The sequence below is a fragment of the Plantibacter auratus genome, from assembly GCF_050587365.1.
Lineage (GTDB): Bacteria > Actinomycetota > Actinomycetes > Actinomycetales > Microbacteriaceae > Plantibacter > Plantibacter auratus.
In genome coordinates this window covers 329,885-356,223 of the sequence record NZ_JBOBFV010000002.1, presented here as the reverse complement: position 1 = coordinate 356,223, position 26,339 = coordinate 329,885, and the positions used below count along the sequence as shown (strand labels likewise).

At 69.7% G+C, this 26,339-nt stretch carries 32 protein-coding genes; 19 read left to right on the top strand and 13 right to left on the bottom strand.

The annotated features are described in order from the left end of the window. Positions 1 to 88 precede the first annotated feature (88 nt). Both ACQ3HE_RS08855 and ACQ3HE_RS08850 read right to left on the bottom strand, forming a co-directional pair. A complete protein-coding gene (locus ACQ3HE_RS08855) occupies positions 89 to 715 on the bottom strand; it encodes an MSMEG_1061 family FMN-dependent PPOX-type flavoprotein (protein ID WP_071261734.1) in 627 nt (208 codons plus the stop codon). Positions 716 to 840: 125 nt separating this feature from the next. Next, the gene (locus tag ACQ3HE_RS08850) at positions 841 to 1,398 is read right to left on the bottom strand and encodes a TetR family transcriptional regulator (RefSeq protein WP_430892283.1); all 558 of its coding nucleotides are present in this window, start codon (positions 1,396 to 1,398) and stop codon (positions 841 to 843) included. A gap of 173 nt (positions 1,399 to 1,571) precedes the next feature. Between ACQ3HE_RS08850 and ACQ3HE_RS08845 the strand changes: the two genes are divergently transcribed. Then, positions 1,572 to 2,576: an SDR family NAD(P)-dependent oxidoreductase gene (locus tag ACQ3HE_RS08845; RefSeq protein WP_430892282.1), complete on the top strand. Its 1,005-nt coding sequence runs from the start codon at positions 1,572 to 1,574 to the stop codon at positions 2,574 to 2,576. A gap of 261 nt (positions 2,577 to 2,837) precedes the next feature. Here ACQ3HE_RS08845 and ACQ3HE_RS08840 read toward each other — a convergent pair whose 3' ends face one another. Next, on the bottom strand, positions 2,838 to 4,034 hold the full coding sequence (locus tag ACQ3HE_RS08840; RefSeq protein ID WP_430892280.1) for an ROK family protein: 1,197 nt from the start codon (positions 4,032 to 4,034) through the stop codon (positions 2,838 to 2,840). 117 nt (positions 4,035 to 4,151) lie between these two features. Between ACQ3HE_RS08840 and ACQ3HE_RS08835 the strand changes: the two genes are divergently transcribed. The 3 genes from ACQ3HE_RS08835 (at position 4,152) to ACQ3HE_RS08825 (ending at position 6,400) form a co-directional block, all read left to right on the top strand. Continuing rightward, entirely contained in the window at positions 4,152 to 5,288 is a 1,137-nt protein-coding gene (locus ACQ3HE_RS08835; protein ID WP_229939508.1) for a Gfo/Idh/MocA family protein, read from the top strand. Beyond that, positions 5,285 to 6,031, top strand: a complete 747-nt coding sequence (locus ACQ3HE_RS08830) for a ThuA domain-containing protein (protein ID WP_430892279.1) — start codon at positions 5,285 to 5,287, stop codon at positions 6,029 to 6,031. The genes ACQ3HE_RS08835 and ACQ3HE_RS08830 overlap by 4 nt, the downstream gene beginning before the upstream one ends. Positions 6,032 to 6,133: 102 nt before the next feature. Continuing rightward, entirely contained in the window at positions 6,134 to 6,400 is a 267-nt protein-coding gene (locus ACQ3HE_RS08825) for a DUF7218 family protein (protein ID WP_192019224.1), read from the top strand. Between the two features lie 22 nt (positions 6,401 to 6,422). On the opposite strand, the gene ACQ3HE_RS08820 is transcribed toward ACQ3HE_RS08825, so the two are convergent. Continuing rightward, entirely contained in the window at positions 6,423 to 6,740 is a 318-nt protein-coding gene (locus ACQ3HE_RS08820; protein ID WP_124768476.1) for a DUF7882 family protein, read from the bottom strand. A gap of 251 nt (positions 6,741 to 6,991) precedes the next feature. Here ACQ3HE_RS08820 and ACQ3HE_RS08815 point away from each other — a divergent pair, with 251 nt between their 5' ends. Both ACQ3HE_RS08815 and ACQ3HE_RS08810 read left to right on the top strand, forming a co-directional pair. Next, positions 6,992 to 7,273: a DUF7882 family protein gene (locus ACQ3HE_RS08815; RefSeq protein ID WP_064297054.1), complete on the top strand. Its 282-nt coding sequence runs from the start codon at positions 6,992 to 6,994 to the stop codon at positions 7,271 to 7,273. Positions 7,274 to 7,333: 60 nt separating this feature from the next. Then, positions 7,334 to 7,483, top strand: coding sequence for a hypothetical protein (locus ACQ3HE_RS08810; protein ID WP_159453395.1), 150 nt, complete (start codon positions 7,334 to 7,336; stop codon positions 7,481 to 7,483). Positions 7,484 to 7,550: 67 nt separating this feature from the next. Here the strand turns inward: ACQ3HE_RS08810 and ACQ3HE_RS08805 are convergent, their stop codons facing one another. Then, positions 7,551 to 7,751 carry a hypothetical protein gene (locus ACQ3HE_RS08805; protein WP_159877319.1) on the bottom strand — a complete coding sequence of 67 codons (201 nt, stop codon included), beginning with the start codon at positions 7,749 to 7,751 and terminating at the stop codon, positions 7,551 to 7,553. A 102-nt stretch (positions 7,752 to 7,853) separates the two neighbouring features. Between ACQ3HE_RS08805 and ACQ3HE_RS08800 the strand changes: the two genes are divergently transcribed. Then, complete coding sequence (locus tag ACQ3HE_RS08800; RefSeq protein WP_124768478.1) at positions 7,854 to 8,195, top strand: hypothetical protein; 342 nt, start codon at positions 7,854 to 7,856, stop codon at positions 8,193 to 8,195. Positions 8,196 to 8,223: 28 nt separating this feature from the next. On the opposite strand, the gene ACQ3HE_RS08795 is transcribed toward ACQ3HE_RS08800, so the two are convergent. Continuing rightward, on the bottom strand, positions 8,224 to 8,529 hold the full coding sequence (locus ACQ3HE_RS08795) for a DUF7882 family protein (RefSeq protein WP_086472938.1): 306 nt from the start codon (positions 8,527 to 8,529) through the stop codon (positions 8,224 to 8,226). 160 nt (positions 8,530 to 8,689) lie between these two features. After that, a complete protein-coding gene (locus ACQ3HE_RS08790; RefSeq protein WP_158596586.1) occupies positions 8,690 to 8,890 on the bottom strand; it encodes a DUF2795 domain-containing protein in 201 nt (66 codons plus the stop codon). Positions 8,891 to 9,074: 184 nt separating this feature from the next. On the opposite strand from ACQ3HE_RS08790, the gene ACQ3HE_RS08785 reads away from it, so the two are divergent. After that, a complete protein-coding gene (locus ACQ3HE_RS08785) occupies positions 9,075 to 9,737 on the top strand; it encodes a dihydrofolate reductase family protein (RefSeq protein ID WP_430892277.1) in 663 nt (220 codons plus the stop codon). 27 nt (positions 9,738 to 9,764) lie between these two features. On the opposite strand, the gene ACQ3HE_RS08780 is transcribed toward ACQ3HE_RS08785, so the two are convergent. Continuing rightward, positions 9,765 to 10,505, bottom strand: coding sequence for an ANTAR domain-containing protein (locus tag ACQ3HE_RS08780; protein WP_430892275.1), 741 nt, complete (start codon positions 10,503 to 10,505; stop codon positions 9,765 to 9,767). After that, positions 10,502 to 11,206: a GAF and ANTAR domain-containing protein gene (locus tag ACQ3HE_RS08775; RefSeq protein WP_430892273.1), complete on the bottom strand. Its 705-nt coding sequence runs from the start codon at positions 11,204 to 11,206 to the stop codon at positions 10,502 to 10,504. Before ACQ3HE_RS08775 ends, ACQ3HE_RS08780 begins: the two co-directional genes overlap by 4 nt. A 208-nt stretch (positions 11,207 to 11,414) precedes the next feature. On the opposite strand from ACQ3HE_RS08775, the gene ACQ3HE_RS08770 reads away from it, so the two are divergent. The 7 genes from ACQ3HE_RS08770 (at position 11,415) to ACQ3HE_RS08740 (ending at position 17,570) form a co-directional block, all read left to right on the top strand. Next, positions 11,415 to 12,413 (top strand): SDR family oxidoreductase, encoded by a 999-nt coding sequence (locus ACQ3HE_RS08770; protein ID WP_430892271.1) that lies wholly within the window; start codon positions 11,415 to 11,417, stop codon positions 12,411 to 12,413. A 5-nt stretch (positions 12,414 to 12,418) separates the two neighbouring features. Further along, complete coding sequence (locus tag ACQ3HE_RS08765; RefSeq protein WP_430892269.1) at positions 12,419 to 13,897, top strand: phytoene desaturase family protein; 1,479 nt, start codon at positions 12,419 to 12,421, stop codon at positions 13,895 to 13,897. A 33-nt stretch (positions 13,898 to 13,930) separates the two neighbouring features. After that, positions 13,931 to 14,515 (top strand): SRPBCC family protein, encoded by a 585-nt coding sequence (locus ACQ3HE_RS08760; protein WP_430892267.1) that lies wholly within the window; start codon positions 13,931 to 13,933, stop codon positions 14,513 to 14,515. A gap of 81 nt (positions 14,516 to 14,596) precedes the next feature. Further along, on the top strand, positions 14,597 to 15,931 hold the full coding sequence (locus ACQ3HE_RS08755) for an APC family permease (RefSeq protein WP_430892265.1): 1,335 nt from the start codon (positions 14,597 to 14,599) through the stop codon (positions 15,929 to 15,931). A gap of 70 nt (positions 15,932 to 16,001) precedes the next feature. Then, positions 16,002 to 16,508, top strand: a complete 507-nt coding sequence (locus ACQ3HE_RS08750; protein WP_086472945.1) for a DUF6328 family protein — start codon at positions 16,002 to 16,004, stop codon at positions 16,506 to 16,508. 40 nt (positions 16,509 to 16,548) lie between these two features. Next, positions 16,549 to 16,971, top strand: coding sequence for an HIT family protein (locus ACQ3HE_RS08745; protein WP_430892263.1), 423 nt, complete (start codon positions 16,549 to 16,551; stop codon positions 16,969 to 16,971). A gap of 59 nt (positions 16,972 to 17,030) precedes the next feature. After that, positions 17,031 to 17,570 (top strand): flavin reductase family protein, encoded by a 540-nt coding sequence (locus tag ACQ3HE_RS08740; RefSeq protein WP_082916284.1) that lies wholly within the window; start codon positions 17,031 to 17,033, stop codon positions 17,568 to 17,570. Here ACQ3HE_RS08740 and ACQ3HE_RS08735 read toward each other — a convergent pair whose 3' ends face one another. After that, positions 17,571 to 18,533 carry a proline dehydrogenase family protein gene (locus ACQ3HE_RS08735; RefSeq protein ID WP_430892261.1) on the bottom strand — a complete coding sequence of 321 codons (963 nt, stop codon included), beginning with the start codon at positions 18,531 to 18,533 and terminating at the stop codon, positions 17,571 to 17,573. It abuts the gene before it with no gap. Between the two features lie 102 nt (positions 18,534 to 18,635). Between ACQ3HE_RS08735 and ACQ3HE_RS08730 the strand changes: the two genes are divergently transcribed. The 3 genes from ACQ3HE_RS08730 to ACQ3HE_RS08720 all read left to right on the top strand — a co-directional run bounded on the left by ACQ3HE_RS08730 (position 18,636) and on the right by ACQ3HE_RS08720 (position 20,783). Further along, a complete protein-coding gene (locus tag ACQ3HE_RS08730) occupies positions 18,636 to 19,208 on the top strand; it encodes a YdeI/OmpD-associated family protein (RefSeq protein ID WP_430892260.1) in 573 nt (190 codons plus the stop codon). A gap of 80 nt (positions 19,209 to 19,288) precedes the next feature. Further along, the gene (locus ACQ3HE_RS08725; RefSeq protein WP_430892258.1) at positions 19,289 to 20,128 is read left to right on the top strand and encodes a M55 family metallopeptidase; all 840 of its coding nucleotides are present in this window, start codon (positions 19,289 to 19,291) and stop codon (positions 20,126 to 20,128) included. A gap of 55 nt (positions 20,129 to 20,183) precedes the next feature. After that, a complete protein-coding gene (locus ACQ3HE_RS08720) occupies positions 20,184 to 20,783 on the top strand; it encodes a maleylpyruvate isomerase family mycothiol-dependent enzyme (RefSeq protein WP_430892256.1) in 600 nt (199 codons plus the stop codon). 544 nt (positions 20,784 to 21,327) lie between these two features. Here ACQ3HE_RS08720 and ACQ3HE_RS08715 read toward each other — a convergent pair. The 3 genes from ACQ3HE_RS08715 to ACQ3HE_RS08705 form a co-directional block, all read right to left on the bottom strand. Next, entirely contained in the window at positions 21,328 to 22,599 is a 1,272-nt protein-coding gene (locus ACQ3HE_RS08715; RefSeq protein WP_430892254.1) for an HNH endonuclease signature motif containing protein, read from the bottom strand. Positions 22,600 to 23,282: 683 nt separating this feature from the next. Further along, a complete protein-coding gene (locus ACQ3HE_RS08710) occupies positions 23,283 to 23,714 on the bottom strand; it encodes a hypothetical protein (protein WP_079704851.1) in 432 nt (143 codons plus the stop codon). Between the two features lie 142 nt (positions 23,715 to 23,856). After that, the gene (locus tag ACQ3HE_RS08705) at positions 23,857 to 24,504 is read right to left on the bottom strand and encodes a TetR/AcrR family transcriptional regulator (RefSeq protein WP_430892253.1); all 648 of its coding nucleotides are present in this window, start codon (positions 24,502 to 24,504) and stop codon (positions 23,857 to 23,859) included. Between the two features lie 132 nt (positions 24,505 to 24,636). Between ACQ3HE_RS08705 and ACQ3HE_RS08700 the strand changes: the two genes are divergently transcribed. Beyond that, positions 24,637 to 26,295, top strand: coding sequence for an ABC transporter substrate-binding protein (locus ACQ3HE_RS08700; protein ID WP_124768494.1), 1,659 nt, complete (start codon positions 24,637 to 24,639; stop codon positions 26,293 to 26,295). Positions 26,296 to 26,339 lie beyond the last annotated feature (44 nt).

The following is a 26,339-nucleotide window of genomic DNA, read 5'->3' as shown; positions in this document are numbered from 1 at the left end:
CCTCATATCGATAGCATCGCCGATCTGGAGATCAGGACCGGTCATGCCCGCGCGATTGCGCATCAGGAATCCCTCCTGCTCCCAGTCATCAGTACAGGCTCTGGTTCCCGACGGCGACCGCCTCGTCGATGGCGTCGCCGACCTCGGTGCTCAGCCCCGACATGCTCGCCCAGATCCGGCCCGCACTCGGCACCTCGGCCGCGAGCTCCTGCATCTCGGCGTCCCACAGCCCGCCGCGGAGGAGTGCCCGCCCGCAGTGCAGGTAGACCTCCTCGGTGCGCACGACGATCGCGAGCTGCGGCGTCACGTGGTCCTGCTCGAGCATCGCCATCAGTGCCGGGTCGTCGGTGACGGTGGCCGTGCCGTTGATCCGTAGGGTCTCGCTCATGCCGGGGACGAAGCACAGCATGCCGATGTGGCCGTTCTGGACGATGTTCTGCAGGGAGTCGGCCAGCCGGTTGCCGAGGCGCTCCGGGATCACGAGCGTTCGGGTGTCGAGCGCGCGGACGAACCCGGGGTAGTCCCCGCGCGGGGAGTTGTCGCACCGGCCGTCGGCGTCGGACGTCGCGATGGTGCAGAACGGCGAGTGGGCGAGGAAGGCGAGGCAGTTCTCGTCGAGCTCGTCCATGATCTTGGCCGTCGCGGCGGGATCCGGTTCGCCGAGCGACCGACGGATGGTGTCGACGTCGATCGACGCGAACGCGCTGGCCTGCATGGCGGACCCCTTCTCTGTCCCTTCGACCCTACGGTCGTCCCTCGCGCGCCTCAATGGGCTGTCGGCACACGGTTCGCGTGTTTCCTGTGCCACCGCCCCAGCCGCAGCGATCGTTCCGCCCCGGTTCATCGGCCGAACGAGCGGCGGAACATCGCCTTCGCGCGCGCCGCGGTGTCGGCTCGATGGGAATCGGGGATGCGGGTGAGCGTTGCTCCCACCATCGAGATCGCCATGAGTATGTCGTCGGGCTCGACGTGGTCGGCGATGCGGTGCGCAGCCAGTTCCTTCGCATGGAGGGCGTGCGCGAGGCGGTCGAGGCGGGTGCCGAGCGCGATCACGCGGGGGTCGTCGCCCTCGCCGAGGATCGCCTCGACGAAGGGCGAGGTGACGAGGGCCTGGTCGATCACGACGTCGAGCAGGGTGTCGAGGGTCGCATCGGGCAGCCCGGTGTGCTCCTCCAACTCACCGACGTTCTCGTCGAGCACTGCGAGCGCGAGGGAGAGTCGGTCGGGGAAGTGTCGGTACAGGCTGCCCTGTCCGACGCCCGCCCGCTTCGCGACCGCACTGAGGGGAGCGCTGAAGCCGTCCGCGGCGAACACCTGACGCGCTGCGGCGACGAGCGCTCGGCGGTTCTCGGGTCCCGCGCTCGGGCCTCGGTTCGGCTTCGGGGGCGTGGACGACATCCCGGTAGCGTAACGCCGCGCGGCCGGTCCTGAGCACCCGGCTGGGAGCCCGCCGTGAGGGCTTGGTGGCCATGACCTGGAGGGCGTAACGTGTACCGGACAATGATGTCCGGTATGGATCGAGGCCCATGCGGTCCCGCCGCTCATCGCCCTCCCGAGAACGAAGGAACCCCATGAGCGCCCTCACCGCCAACACTCCGATCGCCGCGTGGCTCGCCGACCCCACCGGTGGACCGCTCATCCGCGGCCTCCTCACCCAGCTGGGCACCGAGGAATCGCAGCTCGCCCCGATCTCGGGCCTCCCGCTCCAGCAGCTCGTCGCCCTGAGCCAGGGCAAGCTGCCCCAGTCGCTCATCGACGACCTCGTGCTTGCCGCGAACGACGGCGTCGCACCCGTCGACGACGCGCCCCAGGGGTGGCAGGAGCGCATCACCGTCGGCCGGTTCGTCGGGAAGACCGTGATCGTCACCGGGGCCGCTTCCGGCATCGGCCGTGCCACGGCATCCCGCGTCGCCCGCGAAGGCGGCCGGGTCGTGGCCGTCGACCTCTTCGAGGACAAGCTCGCCGACCTCGCCTCGAGCCTGCCGGACGCCGACCTCGTCACGGTCGCCGGCGACATCACGAAGCAGGACGACATCGACGCGATCGTCGCCGCGGCAGGGGAGCGGATCGACGCGCTCGCCAACGTCGCCGGCATCAACGACGACTTCTCCCCGCTTCACGAGACCTCCGACGCGACCTGGGAGCGGGTGATGGGCGTGAACGTCACCGGCGCCTTCAAGCTGACCCGCGCGGTCCTGCCGTCGATGGTCGCGGCCGGATCCGGCTCGGTCGTCAACATCGCGTCCGAGGCCGGGCTTCGCGGCAACGCCTCGGGGAACGCCTACACGACCTCGAAGCACGCGGTCGTCGGCATGACCAAGAGCGCCGCCTTCATGTACGGACCGCACGGCGTCCGGGTCAACGCGGTCGCTCCGGGTGGTGTCGCCACGGGGATCCCCTTCCCGCCGAACGTCTCCGAGGCGGGTTCGGCGCGGCTCGGACCGTTCCAGGCGGCGATCCCGACGATCGCGACCGCGGAGCAGCTCGCGGCGTCCATCACCTTCCTGCTGAGCGACGACGGCGTGAACATCAACGGCGTCATCCTGCCGTCCGACGGCGGATGGTCGGTGCAGTAGTCGCGCTCGCGCAGAACTTCAGCAATCGACAAGAAGAGCGATTCTTAACGACCGTTCGGGGCGGGATGAACGCGTTTCTGCTGCGAATCTTGAAGCACACGGGCCCGCTCTGCGTCGCCCGTCCCCTGCGAACGGTCTGAACGAGTACGGCCGGAACGACTGTTCGCACTGCGGTGACACCGCTCACAGGGCCCCACCGATCTTGGCGGAAGGTGGGGCCCTGCGCCGTGTCCGGGCCGATCTGCGCCGTGTGCTGGCCGCTCAGCGCGGGATCGCAGCGGCGAAGCGCCACGGCTGGGAGCGGATCGTCGCGACGGCCCGGGTGATCGCACCGAGGGCGACGACGTCCGCGCCGAGTCGCGACGCCCGCACGATCGGCGTCGGGGCGTAGGTCCCCTCGTCGAGCCAGGTCTGAGCCGCGGCGATGACGGGTGAGGCGACGCGGGCCACGCCGCCGGCGACGACGACCTCGTCCACGTCGAGCAGGCTGCCGAGCAGGACGCACACCCGCCCGAGGCGCTCCCCGAGACGTTCGACGAGTCTGCCGGCATAGGCGTCGCCCGAGGCTGCGGCGTCGATGATGCGGCCGACATCGAGGTTGCCGATCGGCATGCGGGCGAGTGGGGAGGCCGCCGGCACGGCGCCGGATCGCTGATCCTCCTCCAGCCACGACCGTGCCGCACCGTCGAGGCCCTCCGGCGAACCGACGCCCTCGACCATGCCGAGCACGCGGAGTTCGCCTGCACCGCCGGCCCCACCGTGCAGCAGTACGCCGTCCACGATGAGTCCCGCGCCGAAGCTCGCCTCGGCCAGGAGGACGGCGATGGACTCGCGCGCCACTTCTCCGAGGGCGCGCTCGGCCGTGGCCGCGAGGTTGGCGTCGTTCTCGAGCACGACGTCGCCCCAGGGGCCGAGGCGGCTCGCGAAGTCGGGGTTCATCCGGGCCCAGTAGTCGTGATCGCCGCGCGGGGAGCGGCCGTGCGCGTCCACCGGTGCCGGGACGCCGACGGCGGTCACGAGTACCTGTCCCGGGGTCGCACCGGCCTGCGCGGTCGCCTCCTCGACGACGGTCCGTGCGGTCGCGAGGCGGAGGTCTGGGTCTTCGTCCCCACCCGCGATGGGGCGTTCAGCGCGGCCGACGACCTCACCACGGAGCGTCGCGACGAGCGCCGCGACCCGATGCTGGCCCACGTCGAGTCCGACGACGAACGCGGTGTCAGCGGCGAGTTCGTAGCGCCTGGCGGGTCGTCCTCGCCGGTAGTCGCCGGCGGCCCGTGCGTCGTCGAGCTCCCGGATCCAGCCGCGGTCGGCGAGGGCGTCGCAGGCGTTCAGCACGGTCGCGCGGGTCAGGCCGGTCTCGTCCATGACGTCGCTCGCCGTGAACGCACCGTGGTCGAAGGCGTAGGCGGCGACGAGTTCGACGCTCGCCCTGCCCGTCTCGATCCCCGGTTCCGCCATGGGGTGACTGTAGCAGGGTTGCATTACTAGATATGGCCGCTATATTTAGTGGCGAAGGTCGACCACCGCCGGTCACGACAGTGCTCGGCTCCGCACCCCGAAAGGAACCGTCCGAGCATGAGCACCAGTACCGCCCCGACATCAGCAGACGCTCCGGACCTCCGGGTCGGCGTCATCGGCCTCGGCTTCGCCGGGACCACGCACCTGGACGCCTTCACCGCGCTCCCCGGTGCCACCGTCGTCGCCCTGTCCGGCCAGGAACCGGCGCGCCTCGCCGAGCTGGCCGAGAGCCGCGGGGTCCCCGAGACCTACGCCGACTGGGAGGACCTCGTCGCCCGCGACGACCTCGACATCGTCTCGATCGGTGTGCCGAACGCCCTGCACCACCCGATCGCCGTGGCCGCGCTCCGCAGCGGCAAGCACGTCTTCTGCGAGAAGCCGCTCGCCACGACCGCCGACCTCGCCGCCGAGATGGTGGAGGCCGCGACCGCCGCCGACCGCGTCCTCGAGGTCGCGTACAACCACCGCCGTCGTGCCGACGTCGCCTACCTCGCGCGCTACCTCGCCGAGGAGCCGATCGGTCGCGTCTACCACTCGCGCGCCTCCTGGCTCCGTCGCCAGGGTGTGCCCGGCATCGACTCCTGGTTCACGAACAAGGCCGCGGCCGGTGGCGGGCCGCTCATCGACCTCGGCTCCCACGTGCTCGACATCGCGCTGTCGCTCCTCGGCGAGCCGCGCGTGACGCACGTGTCGGCCGTCGCGTACAACGAGCTCGGCCGCGCCGGTCGCGGTGGCTCCTCCGGCGGCGGTCCGGTCTCGAGCCGGTCCACCCACGCCTTCGACGTCGAGGACTTCGCGTCCGCCCTCCTGCGGTTCGAGGACGGCGGCAGCCTGCACCTCGAGGCGTCGTGGGCGTCCTACTCGAAGGCCCACGAGGACATCTCGGTCGAGCTCCTCGGCTCGGAGGGCGGCGTCCGCCTCCACGTCGACAACTACAACACCGAGGGGACCGTCACGATCTACCGCGACGTCGCCGGTGCGCCGACGATCGAACGACCCGCAGTCCAGGTCCCGGCCGGCCACCACCAGTCGGTCATCGCGGAGTTCCTCGACACCATTCGCGCGGGTGAGACCGCCGGCGGTGAGCTCCGGTTCGCCGGTCACCACGGCGAGTACGCGCTGCACCGCAGCCGCGTCATCGACGCCGCCTACGCCTCGGCCGCCGCCGGGCACGAACTGGAGGTCCCCGCATGAGCACCACGACACCGATCCGCATCCGCGTCTGGAACGAGTTCGCCCACGAGTCCCGCGGCGACGCCGTGGTGCTCGGCCACTACCCCGACGGCATCCACGCCGTGATCGCGGCGGGCCTCGAGGAGTCGCTCGGCGACGCCGTGTCCGTCTCGACCGCGACCCTCCAGGATCCCGAGCACGGTCTCACCGAGGAGGTCCTCGCGAACACCGACGTCCTCTTCTGGTGGGGCCACATCGCCCACGATCAGGTCTCCGACGAGGTCGTCGAGCGGGTCGTGCGCCACGTCCACGCCGGCATGGGCATCGTCGTGCTGCACTCCGGGCACTACTCGCGGGTCTTCCAGCGGCTGATGGGAACGAGCTGCGCCCTCAAGTGGCGAAACGACGGCGAGCGAGAGCTCGTCTGGACGGTGCTCCCGGACCACCCGATCGCGCAGGGTGTCCCGCACCCCATCGTCATCGACCGCCAGGAGATGTACGGCGAGCAGTTCGACATCCCGCGTCCAGACGAGGAGGTGTTCCTCTCCACCTTCGCCGGTGGCGAGGTCTTCCGGTCAGGTGTCGCCTACCACCGCGGACGCGGGCGCGTGTTCTACTTCTCGCCCGGCGACCAGGAGTACCCGGTCTACCACCACCCCGACATCCGTCGAGTGCTGGCGAACGCGGCCGAGTGGGCGCGCCCGACGATCGAGCGCACGCCGCCGACCGCGGACCAGCACCCACGGGACTGGTTCCTGAACTAGCGCGTCCGCATCCCTGACACCAGCCCCTCCACCGATCCGTCGGGCAGCGAGAGGCTGGTGGCAGGCCGATCGGCCGACCACCGGACGATGAGGGAGGACGACATGCCCGGGAAGCAGAACCCGTCACTGAAGGATCCCGAGCTCTACGAGAAGCTCCGTGACGACGGCGCGTCGAAGGGCAAGGCTGCTCGGATCTCGAACGCCGCCGCGAAGGAGGGGCGCTCGACGATCGGGGAGAAGGGCGGCGAGGCCGGGTCCTACGAGGACTGGACGGTCGCGCAGCTCCGTGAGCGCGCAAAGGAGATCGGCCTGACCGGCTACTCCGGCAAGCGGAAGAGCGAACTCATCGCGATGCTCCGGGACAGCTGAGCAGGCGGCGCGATCGCCCGGGCTACTTCGCCTGGGCGGTCGCGTCGTCGCCGGTCGTCGCGTGCACGACGACCTCGCCGGTGTTCGCCTCGTGCATGAAGCCTTCGAGCAGTGCGCGGTCCATCTCGCCGACCTCGTCGGAGTCGAAGGAGAACTGCAGGGCGATCGCCGGGTGCAGCCAGAGCGTCGTGCGTCCGTCGCTGGTGGAGTCCTGCCGGATCGTGAGCGCGAACGACTCGTTCCGTCGCAGCTTCATGAGCGCGATCGTCTTGACATGGGCGAGCGTTCGATCGTCGAGCCGAACGCGTGCATCGCCGGTGCCGTAGACCAGTTGTCCCATGGGATCCCTCGACTTCCGACCCCTGCGATGGCCGACGACGCGAACGGCCGACTGCTGTGCGCATCCCGACGGGGTCCGGGCCGGTGAAGCGCTCTCTCAGGATACGAGACATTCTTGGCGCGCGCCCGATTATCCACAACGCGATGACTGTTCGCCGACGCGCATTGTCCGCTGCCCGAGCCATCCGCGCAATGGCCCGGGCGCCCCCGTCTCTGCGCGCTAGCGTGGCACACCTGAGAAAGGGGCTGACGATGGGATTCCTCCGCCTCGGTGCGCTCCGATCACAGGTCGACGACCAGACGCTCGCCCAACTGGAACGCGTGATCCTCACGCGCATGCTCGGTGAACGGTCGTTCCGGCTGCAGCTCCACCGCGGGCGCTTCCAATCGTCCGAGCCGGTCACCGTGTCGCCCGAGCAGCCGATCGTCTTCGCGTTCGACGCGGAGTTCGAGCCGCCGATCGACGAGCGCATGGCAGCCGAGATGCTCGAGGAGATCGAGATCACGGGCGGATTGCACGTCGTCGTCGCCTGACCAGCGGCAGACCGACACCAGCACCACATCGAAACCACCACCACAGGAAGCAGGAGCGACATGAGCGACTTCACCGGAGCAGACGCATTGGGTACCGACCCGGACATGGTGGTCGGCACGCCGCCCACCGAGATCCCGGACGAGTCGACGGATGAGGACACGGCGGACGAGCCGGACGTGCTCGAGCAGCCGGACACGGACGCTCGCTGAGTCCGTCACACGCGGAAGCGCCGCCGACCCTCGGGTCGGCGGCGCTTCGTCGTGCAGCGGGCGTGGCTCAGCCCTGCTCGGTCTCCTCGGGGTCCGCGCCCGGCCGCACGGCCGCGTCGTCGCGGATGTCGATCCGGGTCACGCCGTCGCCCTGGTCGGTGACGTCGATGCGGGGAGCCGCGTCGGCTTCGGTCGCGTTCGGTGCGGTCGTCAGCTGGTCGTGGCGGTTCTCGTCGTGCGTGGTGGGAGTCTGGTCGCTGTCGGTCATGCCCAGACGATAGCGCACGGGCGCGTGGTGCCTCCGGTATACCTTCCGGGTTGCGGATGCAAGGTCTGCCGGTCCGGCCGCTTCGGTTCCCAGAATGGTCGTATGAGGAAGTTGCACTACGCCAGCGGCTATCTGTTGATGGCTGACCAGACCTGCAAGGCGCTGCTCCGGTATGCGCGGGCCCTCTCCCAGAGCGGTGAGTCCGACATCGTGATGGTCCCGACCATCTCGGAAGGCGGCAGCCTGGGATACGCCCACCTCCTCATCGGACCGGCAAGCCAACTGTTCTCGACGCCCGTCGAGAACGCCTCGGAGGAACCGTTCGACGAACAGACCATCGTCGAACTCGAACAACGGACCGCCGAGCTGCAACCGGCGCGACCGGAGTGGGCGACGGAACTCACGGACATCGACGACCTGGAGTTCGACGAACGTTCGAGGTGAGCGGGACCGGAGACCCTGTCGGCGAGGTTCAGATGCGCGGACCCGGCTCCGGCACGAGGACGAGGCCCTGGTTCGAGTCGGCGCTGACCGCGAGCGCATCGAGCCAGGCACGGTTGAGTTCGACCGGCACGCTGCCCGCGTACTTGAAGCGGAGGGACATCGCCGGGTGCAGCCAGATCGTCGTCCGGCCGTCGCCCGACCGCGGATCGTCCTTCCACCCGAAGTAGAACGCTTCGCCGCGACGCAACTTCGCACCGATGACCTGTTGCAGGTGGGCGAGGACCCGGTCGTCGAACGTCACCGACACGTCTGCGTCGTAGATCATCTTGCCCATGGGTTCTCCTGCTCCGCTCTCCGGTCTCCACCGTAGGCCCGGTCCTGTGGAAGCACCACGTTCCCCGAGGGGGTTGCGAACTGGCGCGAGTCGCCGGACCTGACACGCCGAAGCGGCACCGGCGCGATGCCGGTGCCGCTCAGCGGTGGTGCGCGATCGCTCAGACGCTGATCGGGAGCGCCTCCGCGATCGAGGTGCGGTGCAGGACGTCCCAACGGCTGGTGTAGCTGCGCTCGGGGAGTGAGCGGAGCGCCTCGACCAGGTGGGTCGGGAGCAGGTCGCGGCGGGCCTCACGCGTCAGGTCGCTGGGGCGGCAGGGGTACTCCATGCCGCGTAGGAATTCGTCGAGCTCGGTGAACACGAGCATCTCCTCTCTGGGCGCGTCGTGGCACCCGATGTCAGGCGGGCCGGCTGCGTCGACCGGTCGTCAGACCGCCGTGCCCTCCTTCGAGTGTCCATCCCGTTCGGCCGTTCGGCGCGCTCTTGCCTTTCCGTCGTCGAGCTGCTACTCGACGGGGCCCGGGCGTCCGGACTAGCGTGTGCCCATGACGAAGCTCCGGGTCCACAATCTCGCCGTCTCGCTGGACGGGTTCGCCACGGGCGAGGGCCAGTCCTTCGAGACCCCGTTCGGCCACGCCCAGCACCGGCTCATGCAGTGGTTCTTCCCGACCCGCACCTTCGTGTCGATGAGCGGGCACGAGGACGAAGCGGTCGGCGAGGGGACGCGCGGGGTCGACGACGCGTTCGCCGCGGCCACGGGTGATCGCATCGGCGTCGAGATCATGGGCCGGCGCAAGTTCGGTCCGCAGCTCGGACCGTGGGAGGACGAGAGTTGGCAGGGATGGTGGGGCGAGGAACCGCCGTTCCACACGCCGGTCGTCGTGCTGACCCACCATGAACGCCCGGACCTGGTGGTCGGTGAGACGACGTTCCTCTTCCGCGACCTGTCCGCCGTCGACGCGTTGTCGTTCGCGACGTCGCTCGCCGACGGACTCGACGTCCGTCTCGGAGGAGGACCGACGACGGTCCGCCAGTTCCTCGAGGCCGACCTCGTCGACCATCTCCACGTGGTCGTCGTCCCGATCCTGCTCGGTCGTGGGGTGCGGCTCTGGGACGGGCTCGAAGGCCTCGAGGATCGGTTCACAGTCGAGGTGACCGCATCACCGAGCGGCGTCGTGCATTACGTGTTCGCGCGGAAGTCGCGCTGAAGGTCGATCGAGGCCGGTGACCGGGCGTCAGAGCTCGAGGCGTCGCTCCACGATGTCGCGGGCGACGTCGGCCAGGGCACGACGTCCGCCGCGAGCGTGCTTCCGGATGCGCTCGAAGGCCTCTTCGACCGAGATCGCGGCGGTGTAGGCGACGACGCCCTTCGCCTGCTCGATGACGACCCTGGACTGCAGCGCGGACTCCAGCTGCTCGCGGGTCGCGTCACTCTCGCGGAGGGTCCGCTCGTGCAGGATGCCGATGGTCGCGACGTCCGCCATCGCCTGTGCGGCTCGCGACTCGAACCGGTCGAGGGCTTCCGGTGTTGTGCGGAACAGGTTGAGGGTGCCGATGGTCGTCCGGCGGAGCCGCAGCGGGAAGGCATGAGCGGAACGGAACCCAGCGGTCGCCGCGACCTCGGCGAATCTCGGCCAGTCGGCTGCGACCGCGGCGATCTCGGGGATCGACACCGGCGTCGCATCACGGAAGCTGTCGATGCAGGGGCCTTCGTCCGCGCTCAGCTGGATGAGTTCGACGAGCTTCCCGGACTCGCTGGTCGACGCGATGAGTTCGAGGTCGCCGTGCGGGTCCGCCAGGAGGATGCCGGAGGCCTGGACGTCGAGGAGGTCGACGGTGGCGTCGACCAGGGCCTGGAGCAGGTCGACGACGTCGTAGTCGTCCACCAGGGTGTCGGCGAGCGTCGCGAACACGTCGAGCAGGGCGGTCGAGTGACGGAGCTCGGAGCCGGTCCCGTCGTCGCCGCGCTCGCTCATCGCTCGTCTTCGATCGTGTCGTCGTGCAGCACGTAACCGGTGCGACGTTCGAGGATGTCCTCGGCGACGTCCGACATCGAGCGGTTCTGGGCGAAGGCCTGCGCCTGGATGAGCAGGTGGGCGTCGTCAGGGGTGAGGCCGAGTTGCGCGATCACGAACCCGGTCGCCTGATGGATCCGGCGTCGGGCGTGGGGCTTGAGCTGCGTCGTGTCGGGGAGGCTCGCGAGTTCGAGGGTGCGTCGGAGCACGTACCGGCTGAGCGGGCGGGTGAGGGACATCATGTCCTCGACCGCCTGCGAGTCCAGCGTGCGCTCCTCGGTGTCGTACAGCTCGACCGCGCCCACCTGGAGCGGCCCGACGCGGAGGGGGAAGGCGAAGATGGAGCCGACCGCGTGGTCGCGGATCGCCTCGGTGAACGACGGCCAGGAGTCGTAGCCGTTCCGCTTGACGGCCTCCTCGAGCACCGGGCGGCCGCTTCCGACGGCGTCCCAGCAGGGGCCCTCGGAGAGGTCGAACTGCAGCTCGTCGATGAGCGCGATCTGCTCGTCGCTCGCGGCGATCGTCTCGGGGCTCAGGGTGTCGCCGAGCGTCGCGATCGAGACGCCGCTGAGGGGCATGAGCCGGAGGATCGGCTCCACCAGCTGGTCGTCCTCGTCGACCCGGTCGAGTGCGCTGTACACGATGGCGAAGGTGTCGCTCATGTCCGCATTCCTTCCGGGCTCAGGGGTGGTCTCCGCTCATCGTACGGCCATCCGGCCGCGATCGCCGGGTGGTGATCCGTCCTGCCTGGGAAAGCAAGGGGCCGCCTCAGGGGGGTGGATTCGCCTAACGTAGCGTCATGCCTCTGACGACGACAACCTCTCCGCGCCTCTCCGTCCACCGGTCCGCAGCAACCGATCGGTCGGCGCGATGAGCCGCGGGGTCGCCGTCGTCACCGGCGGAACCGCGGGGCTCGGTCGTGCGACCGTCCGTGAACTCGCCGCCCGGGGCTGGGACGTCGCTGTCCTGGCCCGCGGTGAGGACGGACTCGCGGCAACCGTCGCCGAGGTCGAGCAGGCCGGGCGTCGCGGGCTGGGCGTCCCGACGGACGTCGCCGACCGGGAGGCCGTCGAGCAGGCGGCGGACCGGGTCGAGGCGGAACTCGGACCCATCGAACTATGGGTGAACTGCGCCATGGTCGGCGTCTTCGGGGACTTCCTCACGACCGAACCCGCGGACTTCGAGCGCGCCGTCGCCGTCAACTTCTTCGGCTTCGTCAACGGCACCCGGGCCGCCCTCTCGCGCATGGTCCCGCGTGACCGTGGACACGTGATCCAGGTCGGTTCCGCCCTCGCCCACCGCGGCATCCCGCTGCAGGCCGCCTACTGCGGGTCGAAGTTCGGCGCCCGGGGCTTCACGGAGTCGGTGACCGCCGAACTGCTCCACGACCGCAGCAACGTCAAGCTGTCGACCGTGGACATGCCGGCGCTCAACACCATCCAGTTCAGCTGGGTGAAGTCGCAGCTGCCCGAGCACCCGCAGCCGGTGCCGCCGATCTACCAGCCCGAGGTCGGTGCGACCGCCATCGCCGACGTCGCAGACCGACCGCGGCGACGCACCTGGGTGGGGGAGTCCACCGTCGGCACGATCCTGGGCGATCGCTTCGCCGGCGGATTCCTCGACTGGTTCCTCGCCAGGACCGGGTACTCCGGTCAGCTCGCGCCGGACAAGCACGACCCGCGGATGCCCGACAACGTCTACACGCCGGCCCCCGGCGACCACGGCGCCCGTGGCGTGTTCAGCGACAAGGCCCACTCGTGGAGTCCGCAGACCTGGGCGATCCGCCACCGGCGGGCCGTGTACGCGACCGCCGCCGGCACCCTCGCAGCGGGGGTCGCCCTGGTGGCCGGCGCGGCGAAGCGGCGCTGAGCACGATGGCGCGGCGCGAGCAGTTCGACGCGGTGGTCGTCGGCGCGGGCCCCAACGGGCTCGCTGCCGCAGTGACCCTCGCCAGGGCCGGCCTGCACGTGCAGGTGGTCGAGCGGGGCGACACGATCGGTGGTGGTGCCAGGACCGCCGAGCTGACACTGCCCGGCTTCCACCACGACATCTGCTCCGCGGTCCACCCGATGGCGCTCGCGTCCGGGTTCTTCCGATCCTTCGGCCTCGAGCGCCGCATCGACCTCGTCGTGCCGGAGATCTCTTACGCCCACCCGCTCGACGGTGGCCGGGCCGGGATCGCCTACCGCGACATCGACCGCACCGCCGACGCCCTCGGACGCGACGGCGAGGCCTGGCGCTCGCTCATGGGACCGCTCGCCGCCGACGCCGACCGCGTCTCGCAGTTCACCGGTGGCAAGCTCCTGCAGGTGCCGCGCCACCCGGTCACGGTCGCGCGCTTCGGCCTCCGCGCGCTCGAGCAGGGCAGTCCCGCCTGGAACCTCCGGTTCCGCGAGGAGACCGCTCCGGCCATGCTCAGCGGTGTCGCCGCCCACTCCATCCGGCCGATGCCGAGCCTGTCCACCTCGGCCGCCGCCCTGTCGCTCGGTGCGTATGCGCACGCCCGCGGTTGGCCCATCCCCGTCGGCGGCAGCCAAGCGATCGTCGACGCGCTTGCCGCCGACCTGCTGGCCCACGGCGGTGAGATCGTCACCGGAACCGAGGTGCGTTCCATCGACGAGCTGCCGTCCGCCCGCGCCGTCCTGTTCGACACGACGCCGAAGGCGCTCGCCGAGATCGCGGGCAGCCGACTGCCCGACGCCTACCTCCGTCGTCTCTCCCGGTTCCGGTACGGCGACGGCGTGGCCAAGGTCGACTTCGCGCTCTCAGGTCCCGTCCCGTGGACGAACCCTGAACTGGCCCGGGCCGGCACGCTCCACCTCGGCGGCACCCGCCCGGAGATCGCCGCCGCCGAGCGCGACGTCGCCCGCGGTCGGCACAGCGAGTCGCCCTACGTCCTCGTCTCGCAGCCCGACGTCGGCGATCCTGGTCGCGCTCCCGGTGACGCCCAGGTCCTCTGGGCCTACACGCACGTGCCGAGCGGGTCCGGTCTCGACCAGACCGAGGCGATCACCCGGCAGATCGAGCGCTTCGCCCCCGGCTTCCGCGACGTGATCCTGACGTCGGCGTCGATGACCGCCCGCGACATGGCGCGGTACAACCCGAACTACGTGCTCGGCGACATCGCGGCCGGCGCTGCGAGCTTCGCGCAGCTCGTCGCGCGTCCCGTGCTCTCGAACGACCCGTGGCGGACGCCGGCACCGGGGATCTTCCTCTGCTCCTCGTCGACTCCGCCCGGCCCGGGCGTCCACGGTCTCGCCGGCTGGCACGCCGCCCGCAGCGCCCTCCGCTCGGTCTTCGGCCGCGACCGCATGCCGTCGCTCGCGCCCGACCGCCCGCGTTCGACCTCCTGACCTCGTCCCTGCTCCAGCGAAAGGAACACCACCGTGTCCCACACCACTCGGATCCTCGACTGCCCGCCCGACCGTGTCTTCGCCGTCCTCGCCGACGGCTGGCTCTTCCCGGCGTGGGTGGTCGGCGCGTCCCGCATGCGCGACGTCGGTGACCGGTGGCCGCACGTGGGCGGGAAGCTGCACCACTCCTTCGGTGTCTGGCCGGCGGTGCTGAACGACGAGACGACCGTGCTCCAGTGGGATGCTCCGCGCCGGTTCGTCATCCAGCCGAAGGGATGGCCGCTCGGTGAGGCCCGCGTCGCGGTCGAGGTGGAACCACACGAGCGTGGGTGCATCGTCCACCTGCATGAGCACGCCGTGACGGGACCTGGAGCACTGATCCCGGTCTGGCTCCTCGACATCGGGCTGCACATCCGCAACATCGAGACGCTGCGCCGACTCGCCCACCTCGCTGAGGGCGGCGCCGGTGGGACCCACCTGGTGGAGGCGGCCGAACCGACCGCAGACGATCGGAAGCGTGCCGAGTTCCCGAAGCGGTCGTTGTTCGCGCGGGTGGCGTCGGTCCTCGTCGTCGCCGTGCCGGTGGTCGCGGTGGCGCGCAAGCTCGCCCGTCACTGACGTCGATCCGACGCCGACGCACAACCGCGCGGGGATAGCAAGCACGGGGCGGGGTTCCAGAGCTGCCGTACCGTTGCGCGGATGACCTCGACCGACACCACCAGGGCTGATCCTCCGTCCACGCTCAAACGCGACATCTCCGGCAAGATGCTCTACCTGTTCATCCTCGGAGATGTGCTGGGCGCGGGCATCTACGCCCTCATCGGTCAGATCGCCGGGGAGGTCGGCGGGGTCACCTGGGTCCCGATGATCGTCGCGCTGCTGCTCGCGTTGCTCACTGCGGCGTCGTACGCAGAGCTCGTCACGAAGTATCCGAAGGCGGGTGGTTCGGCCGTGTTCGCCGAGCGCGCCTACAAGCGGCCGATCATCTCCTTCCTCGTCGGGTACTGCATGCTCGCGGCGGGTGTCGTGAGTGCGTCCGGGTTGGCGCTGGCGTTCGCCGGTGACTACCTCGCGACCTTCATCGACCTGCCGCCGGTCCTCGGCGCCGTGCTGTTCCTCCTGGTGATCGCGCTGATCAACGCCCGCGGCATCAAGGAGTCCGTCCGGGCGAACCTCGTCATGACGATGATCGAGACCACCGGCCTTGTCCTCGTCGTGGTGGCGGTCGCGATGATGCTCGGTGGAGGCAGGGGCGACCTCGGTCGTGCCACGCAGTTCGCTGAGGGTGGCAGCCCCGTCATCGCCGTCTTCGGTGCTGCACTGCTCGCCTATTACTCCTTCGTCGGGTTCGAGACGAGTGCGAACGTCATCGAAGAGGTCAAGGACCCGTCGCGGGTCTACCCGAAGGCACTCTTCGGCGCCCTTGCGACCGCCGGCGTGCTGTACGTCCTCGTCGGCACCGCGGCCTCGATCGCCGTGCCCTCCGACGAGCTCGGCGAATCGACCGGTCCGCTCCTGACCGTGATCCAGGCGACCGGCGTCGGCATCCCTGCTTGGTTGTTCAGCATCATCGCGCTCGTGGCGGTCGCGAACGGTGCGCTGCTCACGATGATCATGTCGAGCCGGCTCGCCTACGGCATGGGCTCGCAGGGTCTGTTGCCGAGCGTCTTCACGAAGGTGCTGCAGAAGCGCGGTACGCCGTGGGTCGCGATCATCGTGACCACGGGTGTCGCGATGGTCCTCACGGCCACCGGCAGTATCGCGACGCTCGCCGAGACGGTGGTCCTGCTCCTGCTCATCGTCTTCCTCAGCACGAACATCGCGGTGCTCGTCCTGCGGCGCGAGCGCGTCGAGCACGCCCACTTCCGTGCCTGGACGGTCCTGCCGGTCCTCGCGGTCCTGTCGTGCCTCGTCCTCCTCACGCAGCAGAGCGCCGAGGTCTGGTTGCGCGGAGGCATCATCGTCGCGGTCGGCGTCGTGCTCTACGCGATCACGCGTGTGGTCCGACGGCGGAAGGCGCCGGAAGCGGCGTGAGGAGTGCCTGACGGCGGTACCATCCCTCCATGCGATCTGGACGAGGTGTGACGGATGACGAGGTCGGCTGATGCCCGCCGCAAGTGACCCGGCCGACGCCCTGCCCGGGGACGGTCGCGACGAGACGCTGAACGAGCGATCCGACCGCAACTGGTCGGAGCTGCTGCAGGAGTTCCGCGTCCTGCAGACGGGCACGCAGATCCTCGCGGGTTTCCTGCTGACGCTGCCGTTCCAGCCACGGTTCACCGAGCTCAGTGGATTCGACCACGTGCTGTACCTCGTCCTCGTGGTCCTGGCCGTGACGGTGACGCTCCTCGCGCTCGCACCGGTCATCATGCACCGGCTCGTCTTCGGACGACTGGAGAAACCACAGCTGGTGCGGCTGTCCAGCAGGATCCTCATGGTGTGTCTCGGGGCGGCGTCACTGCTGTTCGCGGGGATCGTCCTGTTCGTCTTCGACTTCGTCGCATCGCCTGCGGTCGGGCTGTGGGCGGGTGGTGCCGTGGTCGTCGTCATCGGGCTGGTGTGGATCGTCGGCCCGCGCCTGATCCGGGGTGCGCGCGACCGCGTGTCCTGAGGTGATCGACGTGCCCGCGGTGAGCCCCGAGAATGGGACGATGCCCGACACCTGCACCTTCTGCCGCATCCTGCGTGACGAGCCCGACGACATCATCTGGGTGGAGCGCGAGGACGAGGCGGTCGCCTTCCGGCCGTTGCCCGAGTCGGAGCTCGCGCCCGGCCACACCCTCGTGGTGCCGCGGGCGCACAGCGTCGGCCTGCTCGACGCCGATCCGCGAGCCCTGCAGGCGACGACGGCCCTCGCTCAGCGGGTGGGACGCGCGATGCGGGCGGCGCTCGGGGCGACCGGCGTCGTCGTGCTGAGCGCGTCCGGTGCCGATGCCGGGCAGAGCGTCCCCCATCTCCACCTCCACGTCGTGCCGTGCTGGGATGACGACGGGGTCACGTTCTGGCCCGAGAGCCGCTCGAAGCACCGGGTCGACGGCGACCCGCACGAGCTCCTCGCGGAGATGTTCGAGTAGCCGGAGATCGCTGCTCCTTGAGTTGACCTCAAGACCGATTGAGGTTCTACGGTTGAAGCATGACCATTCCCACCACGCCGTCCGCTGATCCCGATGCCCTCGCCCGCGCCGCGACCGTCGACGGGTTCAAGACGGCGTTCCGTGACCACCCGGCGGGCGTCGCGCTGATCAGTGCCTCGACCGATCGGGGAGACGTCGGGCTGACGGCGTCATCGGTCGCGTCGGTGGCCGTCGACCCGCCGATGCTGTCCTTCTCGGTCACGCGGGCGACGGGGTCCGCGGGCGGACTGCTCAGCGCGGGAACGGTCGTCGTCCACCTCCTGGCGGACCACCACCTGGAGGTCGCGAAGGCGTTCGCCAAGACGGGGGAGCCGCGCTTCACCCCGGAACAGCACTGGGAGCGACTCGCGACCGGCGAGCCCTACCTGCCGAGCGCCCGTGCGGCGCTGCGCTGCCGGATCGTGCAGACGGTACCGGCCGGCAGCTCGATGCTCGTCATCGCCGAGGTGCTGGAGGTCATCCCGCCCGGCACGGACGCGCCGGCGCTCGTCTACCAGAACCGCAACTTCCACCGCCTGGAGTCCGACCCGCTCGGCTGATCAGGCGAGGAGCGCGATCGGGCCGATGTCGGCGATCGCCTCGATGACCCGCTCGGGGTGCTCGGCGATCCGGTTCAGGACGTAGAGCCACCACTCGGGTCCGTAGACGAGGTATTCGCGCGTCGCGAACCCGCGGCGGTGGAGGTCGTCGAGCAGTTCGGTGCCGAGTCCCTGCAGCATCTCGAACTCCACGTGCGGCTGGCGGAGGTCGTCGCCGAGCGCGCCCTCGAGTGCGGCGACGAGGTTCGCGTCGTGGGTGGCGAGGTTGACCCGGTGACCCGACCCAACGAGTCGTGTGACCATGCTGATGTAGGCGGCGGTCATCGGTGCGGAGTCGCGGGGGTAGGCCACCTCGGTCGATTCGAGGAAGGCGCCCTTGACGACACGGATCGGCCCGGGCCGATGCAGCACGCGGTCGAGGTCCGCGGGGGTGCGGTGCAGTCTCGCCTGCAGGGTGATGCCGGTCTCCGGGAACCGGTCGGCGATCTGCTCGAAGAGCGACAGCACCAGGTCCGTGCGGTCGGAGCCTTCAGCGGAGATCATGAGCGAGGTGTCGGCGTCCCGGGCCGCCTGCGCGAGCGCCAGACCGTTGCGCAGGCCGAGCTCGGGGGAGACGACGGAACCGATGTGGGAGAGGTCGAGCGAGATTTTCGCGGTCTGGTCGGATTCGCTGATCCGGCGGGCGAGGTCGATGAACTCCGCGGTCTGTTCGTCGGCGACACGTGCGTCGCGGACGGACTCGCCGACGAGCTCGATGCTCCAGCGATGCCCACGATCGGCGTTCGCTTCGAGCAGTCGCAAGGCCGAGGGCGCGTCCTCGCCGGCGATGTATCGCAGGGCGGCGCGCTTGGCGACGGCGGCAGCCTCCGGGTGGGCGAGGACTCGCGCTTTGAGGTCCTCGTCGAGGGCCCAGGCTCGCAGGGTGTCGGCGGCGCGCGACAGCGTCTCGTCGTTCATCAGCATGCTTCGACCCTATCCAGTCCTGGGTGGCGGTCCGGACGGCACCGGGGTCTGAGCTGCACCGAGGTCTGGGCTCCGTCGCCCGTGCGCGCTACGCTCGCTCACGTGGCGAGCTTCGAGGAGAAACCGATCCTGGACCTCACGCTCGATGAGTGGGAGGCCTACCTCGCCGGTGCGCCGAGCGACGCGGGCGTGCGGTTGAAGCTGCGGAAGAAGACGTCGAAGGCGTCGGGGATCACCTGGTCGGAGGCGCTCGACGTCGCCCTCTGCTACGGATGGATCGACGGACAGAGCAAACGGTTCGACGACGACTACACGCTGCAGGCGTTCACCCCGCGGCGGAAGAGCAGCCCGTGGTCGCAGATCAACCGGGAGCACGTCGCCCGCCTCATCGAGGAGGGGCGGATGCGTGCCGGCGGGCTCGCGGAGATCGAACGCGCCAAGGCCGACGGGCGGTGGGACGTGGCGTACCGGCAGAAGGACGCCGTCGCACCGGATGACCTCCAGGCGGCGCTCGAAGCGAACCCCGAGGCGGCGGCGTACTTCGCGACGCTCGGCCGCACCGACCGATTCCGTGTCTTCTTCCGCCTGAGCAACATCAAGACGCCCGCGATCAGGGCCGCGCGCATCGCCGACGTGGTCGAGAAGGCCGCCCGGGGCGAGCAGCACTACCGCTGATCGGGCACGCTCTGCACCTCGCCCGCGGCAGGCGTCCGAACCCACCGGCGCGAATCGTCTACAGCGTGTAGACAGGAGCCATGACCGATCGATCACGGCTGTACATCTCGGCGGATCTGGAGGGTGCGGCGACCGTCGTCTCGCCGGACGATCTTGCGCGAGGAGGGTTCGGGTTCGACGACGCCAGATCCCAATTGACACGCGAGGTCAACGCTGCCATTCGCGGAGCACTCGCGGTCGATGATGGGTTGCAGATCGTCGTCTCGGACGCGCACGGCACCTATCGGAACATCGACCCGCTGGAACTGGACGACCGTGCTCGCCTGCTCCAGGGCAAGCCTCGTCCGCTCGCCATGATGTCGGGCGTTCGCGCCGGGGACGGTGTCATGTTGATCGGATACCACGCGAGAGCTGGAATGGGCGGTGTCCTCAGCCACACCATCGATGACGCCGTTCGCGACGTGCAGTGCAACGGAAGCTCGTTCGGGGAAGCAGGGTTGAGCGCCTTGCTCGCGACGGAGGTCGGGGCGTCGATTCTTCTTGCTTCGGGAGACGATTCCCTGGCAGCGGAGCTGGCTGCGCTGGCACCCGGGCTTCCGGTCGTGCAGACGAAGGAGACCGTTTCCGCAGGGGCCGCGGTCTCCGAGCATCCGCTGCGGGTGTGTGCGGCGATCGAAGAAGCTTCCAAGCAGGCCGTCGAAGCGTGGTCGGGCGAGCACGTCCAGGTGCAGGTGCAGGGATCATCGCGCAGGGAGGTCCACCTCGAGGTCGAGTTCGGTCATCCTATCCACGCGGATCGCGCGGAGCTGCCGCCGCCCGTCACGCGTCTCGATCCCATGACCGTGACCGTGACGTGCGGGTCGGTGACCGAAGCCTATCGATGGGTGCGCACGTTGATCATGCTTGCCACCGGCTCATGAACGCGCAGGGTGTGCCAATCCGGAGCAGCTCATGTTGATCGGGCGTCGAACGCGGATGTTTCCCTCGGCGGTGTGGCCGGTCGTCCACGAGGAGCGTCGGCGGCTCGTCGCGGACCTGTCGGTGCTGAGCGACGATCAGTGGGGGAGGCCGTCGCTCTGCACCGGATGGGATGTGCATGACGTCGTCGCCCATCTCGTCGATTCGGCGAAGACGACGCGGCTGGGATTCGCCCGACGACTCATCGCCGCGCGGTTCGATTTCGACCTCGACAACGCACGCGGGGTCGAGCGGGAGCGGAGGAACGATCCGCAGGAGACGCTCCGCGCCCTGGCGGACGCCACCGAGCTGACATGCACCCCGCCGGCGAACCTCGCGACCAGGCTCGTCGAGGCCATCGTGCACGGCGAGGACGTCCGTCGACCGCTCGGCATCAGCGCGGACTACCCGATAGCCGCGGTCCTCGTGGCGTTGGAGTACCAGCTCCGCACCGGCGTCTCGATGGGCGGTGGAAAGGAACGCGCCCAGGGGGTTCGGCTCGTCGCCGAAGACGCCGGGGTGAGCTGGGGTGAGGGCCACGAGGTCCGGGGATCGGCGCTCGACCTGCTGCTCGCGGTGTCGGGGCGAGCGACCGGGCTGGCGTTGCCCGGGAGGTGAGGAAGAAGCTGGAAGTCACCCGCGTGCACCTTCCCCGTTGACCGACGTGACTGGGCTCGGCTGCCCTTCGACAGGCTCAGGGACCGGATTACTCCCGGTGAACCTCCTCCGGTCACTGAGCTTGTCGAAGTGCCCACGAAGGACCCCTCGACAGGCTCAGGGGCCGGGTGCATTCGGGTGAACCTCTTCGGTTGACCGAGGTGGCGCGGCGCGGCTGCCCTTCGACAGGCTCAGGGACCGAAACGGTTCGGGCGCACTTCTGCCGGTCACTGAGCCTGTCGAAGTGCCCTCGGAGGACCCTTCGACAGGCTCAGGGACCGGGTTCATCCGGGTGAACCTCTTCGGTTGACCGAGGTGGCGCGGCGCGGCTGCCCTTCGACAGGCTCAGGGACCGAAACGGTTCGGGCGCACTTCTGCCGGTCACTGAGCTCGTCGAAGTGCCCACGGAGGACGCCGCATCGTTCCGGGCATGCCTCTTCCGGTCACTGAGCTTGTCGAAGTGCCCACGAGGAACCCCTTCGACAGGCTCAGGGACCGGCGGAGGTCAGAACGGTGCGGGATCGGGTTCGGTCCGATACTGCTTCCCGTCGGGTGTCGTCCAGTCGAGGACCCCGCCGGGTGCGTGTTCGAGGTTCCACCCGGGCAGGTGCTTCATGCGGTGGTGATGTCGACACAGGCAGGCAAGATTGCCGACACCTGTCGTCCCGCCGTCTTCCCAGGCGACCGAGTGGTCGAGATCGCAGGCCCTGGCGCGCCTGCCGCAGCCCGGTGCCCGACAAGTGCCGTCCCGCAGCCGGACCGCCCGTTGCAGGTCGGCCGGGACCCGGTACTGGCCGCGCCCGACGGAGAGGACCGCACCCGTTTCCGGTTGGACGAGGATCCGGGTGAAGCTGGGGGCGTTCACCGCGATACGGGCGGCGGTCTCGGGGTCGATCGGACCGTAGCCGTCGAGCATGCCGGGTGCGTCGGAGACGCCGGCCATGGTGAGCGCCGGGACGGTGATCTGCACGGTCGGCTTGATGTGCTCCTGCACCTCGATGGGGTGCGGGAGGACCGGGCTCGACATGACGTCTTCCGGGGTGACGCCGGTGAGCGCGAGCGCCGCTAGGGCGTCGGCCTGCAGTTGTGCGCAGGTGCGCGTATCTCCTGCTGCTCGCGACTTCGCCGCCGCTGCTTCGACCCGCTCGACGAGCCCCTGGGCGATCGGGGCGGTGGTGAAGAGGTGCACCCACGCCATGCCATCGGCTGCGGGCTCGAACTCGACCCGGCGGTCGGCCTCCGACCGCCGGGCGCGTGCGGTGATGGACTCGGGGTGGAGTCGCTCGCGGAGCGTGCGGGCGCGCTTGCGGAGGTTCGCGTTGGTCGTCTGCTCGGCGACCGGCAGGACTTCCGCGAGGAACGCTGCCCGCCCAGCGATCGGCACGTCACTGAGTTGGTCGATGATCGTCTGCGCGTGCCGGGCCGAGATGCGCCCGGCCTCGAGCGACTCGAGCACTGCTGGGGCTTCATTGACGAGGCGTTCCGCGTCGTTCGTCGCCCGCTGGACCGTCTGCTCAGGCGTTCGGGTCGCCATGGCGAGGGCCGCGCAGGTGGAGCGGCGGGAGAGCGCAAGGCGCTCGGCCGGCGGGAAGATCGCCGGGACCGTGGCGTCGGCGAAGGCGTCCGCGTAGGCGGCAGAGCGGGCGAGGAGCCGGGCCTCCTCGGCGTCCAGAGCCGCGCGGCGGCGGTGGATGTCCGCGAAGGCATCCGAGAACTCCGCCAACTGCGCGGCGTACTCGTCACCAGCTCGAACTGCGGAGGCGGTGGTCTCGGTCATGGAACAAGTCCACCATGGACCACTGACATTCCAGATGCTGAGTTGGCATAGTTGTGGAAGGTGCTCGTGGACCCTTCGACAAGCTCAGGGACCGGGGGAGGTTGGCCGGATTGGCGGGGTATTCTGTGGGCCCTTCGACAGGGTCAGGGACCGGTGGAAGGGCGCCGGATTCCTGGGGTTCCTCGTGTGCCCTTCGACAGGCTCAGGGGCCGGAAGGGGTCCGCCGGATTGTCGAGGTCGTGGGCCCTTCGACTGGGTCAGGGGCCGGAGGAAGGGCACCCGGATTAGCAGAGTCTTCCGTGGGCCCTTCGACAGGCTCAGGGACCGGGACGGGATCACCGGAGCAGGAGGTCCCTCGTGGACCCTTCGACAAGCTCAGGGACCGGGAGAAGATCACCGGAGCGGGAGGTCCCCCGTGTGCCCTTCGACAGGCTCAGGGACCGGTGGAGGCGTGCCGGATTCGTGGAGGGTCTTCGTGTGCCCTTCGACAGGCTCAGGGAACGGGGGAAGGGTGCGGGGTTCGTGGAGCCGCTCGTGGGCCCTCCGACAGGCTTAGGGACCGGGGAAGGACGCCCGATTCGCGGGTCCGTGTGCCCTTCGACAGGCTCAGGGACCGGGGGTCGACTGGCGACCGGCTCAGGGGCCGGCGCTCGACCGGCGCCCGGCCCATTGGCCGGACGGGGTCAGACGGCCCGGGCGAGCAGGTCCGCGATGCGCTTCGCGACGGCGTCGTTCCACGCGGTGACCCCGAAGGCGGTCGGCCACAGGTCGCCGTCGTCGAGCTTCGCGGAGTCGTTGAACCCGATGGTCGCGTAGCGCGCCTTGAACTTCGCCGCCGCCTGGAAGAACACGACCGCCTTACCGTCGGCACCGACGTAGGCGGGCATGCCGTACCAGGTCTTGGCCGCGAGGCCGGAGTCGCCGCCCATGATCAGCTCATGCAACGGCTCGGCGATCGCGCGGTCGGCGTCCTCCATGTCCGCGATCGCGTCGACGACGGCCTGCAGAGCCTCCTCGCGACTCGCGGCCGCCTTCAGCTCCTTGGCGCGCTCCTTCATCGCCGCGCGCTCCTCGGCGCTGAATCCGCTCTTCGTGCTCGACTGCTTCTCGGCCATGTCGGCGTCCTTCCGTTCGGGGCTGTGGTCCGCCTCTCACGGTAGACCCGCGAGCCCCACGGCGCTTCTCGAATCCTGCTCGGCCCACTGAGTCGCCCGGAAGTGCTCGAAAACAGCCCGAAAACCGACCGATCCGGGCGACTCAGCCGTCCAGCGCGCCCGGCCCGAGCACCGACTCGACGATGACCCGGATCGCGTACTCGCTCGTCTCGGCGAGGTCGACGTCCGCAGGGTCGATGAGCCACTGCACCTGCAGGCCGTCCATGACCGCCAGGATGGACGCCGCCGCGCGGTGGATCGTCTCGGGCGCATCCACGCCCCGCTCGGTGCACACCACCTCGAACGCCTCCGCGATCTCGCGCCGGAGGGTCCGGTAGCGGTCGTCGAAGTAGTGCCTGGCCGGGTGGTCCTCGGTCACCGACTCCGCCGACAGGACGACGAACGCCTGCACGATCCCGGCACGCTGCGCGTTCGCGGCTGCGGTGCGGATCAGGTGCTTGAACAGGTCGATACCGCCGGGGATGTGCTGGTCGTCGAGGTCCTGCACATCCGTCGCGTCGCGGTAGCTGAGCACCTCGAGGAGGAGCTGGTCCTTCGAACCGAAGTGGTGCAGGATGCCCGCCGGCGTCATGTCGACGAGCTCGGCGATGTCGATGAGGGTGCCGTTCGCGTACCCCTTGGCGCCGAAGACGTCGAGCGCGGAGCGGACGACCTCGGCTCGTCTCGCCACAGTCGCCGGGCGTGGCTGGGCTGGTCGTTTCGCCGTGTTCTGTCGTTTCACCGTGCTCATGGTGTCCGTTCCGCGGGGGCCTCGATGCGCCCGACACTACCGCGCTTGCCAACTTACTGAATGGTCAGTAAGTTATCACCGAATCCCGACTTGCGCCGCACTGCCGCAGCGCACACCCAAGAGGAGAAAGCGATGAAGCTGAGAACCCCACTGCTGGCCGCGTTCGCGGCCACAGCCCTGCTGCTCACCGGATGCACCGGTGGCGGCGGGTCGAGCGACGGCCCCGAGAGCGGCGCCGCCCTGACGATCGCGAAGCCGGACGGCTCGATCGCCACCGAGTCCAACAACCCCTACGTCGGCGACTCGTCCGCCATGAAGCTCGGCTACATCAACGCGATCCTGGAGCCGCTCGCGATCGTCAACCTCGTCGACCCGAGCGCGGAGGTGAAGCCCTGGCTCGCGTCCGAGATCGCCTGGTCCGACGACTACACCTCCGTCGCGCTGACCGCCCGCGACGGTGTCACCTGGAACGACGGCGAGGCGTTCAGCGCCGACGACATCGCGTTCACCTTCCAGCAGTTCATCGACCACCCCGAACTCGACAACTCGGCCCTCGGCCTCACCACGGTGGCGACCGAAGGCGACACCGTCACCCTGTCGTTCACGAACCCGATGTTCGTGAAGCAGGACAAGGTGCTCCTCAAGCAGATCGTCCCGAAGCACGTGTGGGAGTCCGTCGACGACCCCGCCACCTTCGAGAACCCGGAGCCCGTCGGCACCGGCCCGTACACGCTCACGAGCTTCAGCACCGAGAGCGTCGAACTCTCCGCCCGCGACGACTACTGGGGTGAGCAGCCGGCCGTGCCGACGCTCTACTACGTGTCGTACAACGACAACACGGCCCTCACCACCGCCCTCGCGAACGGCGACGCCGACTGGGCGCAGGCCTTCATCCCGAACGTGCAGTCCGCGTACCTCGACAAGGACAAGGAGCACAACGTCTACTGGGCGGCCGCCGGTCTCGCCGTCGACGCGATGTTCGTGAACACCCAGACGAAGCCGTTCAACGACCCCGCGTTCCGCCAGGCGGTCAACCTCGTCATCGACCGCGAGCAGCACCAGCAGATCGCCCGTGAAGGCGGCGTCCCCGAGCTCAGCTCGGTGACCGGCCTCCCGACCCCGGCGGGTGACGCGTTCATCGCCTCCGAGTTCGAGGGCGAGGACTACACCGTCGACGCGAAGGCCGCGAAGCAGGTCCTGACCGACGCCGGCTACACCTGGGAGGACGACGTCCTCACCGACCCGTCCGGCGAGGCCGTCACCTTCACGCTGTCGGTGCCGCAGGGCTGGAACGACTACGTGACCGGCATCAGTCTCATCGCCGACTCGGTCAAGACGCTGGGCGTCACCGCCACGGTCGACACCCCCGACCAGGACACCTGGTGGGCGGCGAAGTCGGACGGCGACTTCCAGGCCATCCTGCACTGGACCGACACCGGCGCGACGCCGTACGACCTGTACTCCGACATCATGGACGGCCGCTGGCTCGTCGCCGAGGGTGAGGCGGCCGACTTCAACTTCGGTCGGTACGACAGCCCGGAGGCTACCGCGGCGCTCGCCGCCTACGCCAACGCGACGGACGACGCCACACGCGCAGCCGCCCTCGAGACCGTACAGAAGCTGTTCGTCTCCGACGTCCCGGCCATGCCGATCGGCACGCGCCCGTTCATCGGTTCGTACAACACGCGGAACTACACCGGCTGGCCGAGCGAGGACGACCCCTACGCGCCCGCCGACCCGACGCAGCCGACCGCGGTCTACATCCTCACGCAGCTCAAGGCCGCGAAGTAGGCACGGAGTCATCCAGCGGGGCGGGCTTCGGCTCGCCCCGCACC